General features: G+C 35.4%; 2 pseudogenes. One reads left to right on the plus strand and one right to left on the minus strand.

Features of this window, described 5'->3' with window-relative positions:
- A pseudogene (locus FFM78_RS14145) lies at nucleotides 1-103 on the minus strand (AbrB/MazE/SpoVT family DNA-binding domain-containing protein); the annotation flags it as partial.
- Between the two features lie 68 nt (nucleotides 104-171).
- Between FFM78_RS14145 and FFM78_RS13700 the strand changes: the two are divergent.
- Nucleotides 172-498: pseudogene (locus FFM78_RS13700) on the plus strand (site-specific integrase); the annotation flags it as partial.
- Nucleotides 499-536 lie beyond the last annotated feature (38 nt).

Here is a 536-nt window from a genome sequence, read left to right on the forward strand (position 1 = left end):
GGCTAGGAATTCTAGCAGCTTTCGAGTTTCCCCACTTTGCTAAGCGTGTTTGTTCTTTAATAAGTTCCATATTTTCCCCTCCTAAATTATTATTACAAGCAATTATTATTACAAGCCAAGTATATCCCACGTAGATACGTAATGCAAATATTCTTACTGGAGGTCATTTACATGCAACAAGTTGTCTTACCCATCAAAGATTCAAACGTTCTTAAAGAGATTCAAGATACGTTACTCAATAACTTTAAAGCTGGCCGACGTAACTATACGATTTTTCAAGTTGGTAAAGCTACGCTACTGCGAGTGAGTGACGTTATGGGTTTAAAACAGACCGATATTTTTAATCTGGACGGTTCTATTAAACAAAATGCGTTCATTCATGATCGAAAAACTGGTAAACCTAATACCTTGTACCTTAAACCAGTTCAAACAGAACTTGGATTGAAGTCAATATTTGAGACAGATTTTAAGAGACATTCAGAACCGCGTTTACCTTCCACAGCTCAAATAAATCATTAATCGCGATTAATAACTTA

It is taken from the genome of Loigolactobacillus binensis (assembly GCF_005405165.1).
Classification (GTDB): Bacteria; Bacillota; Bacilli; order Lactobacillales; family Lactobacillaceae; genus Loigolactobacillus; species Loigolactobacillus binensis.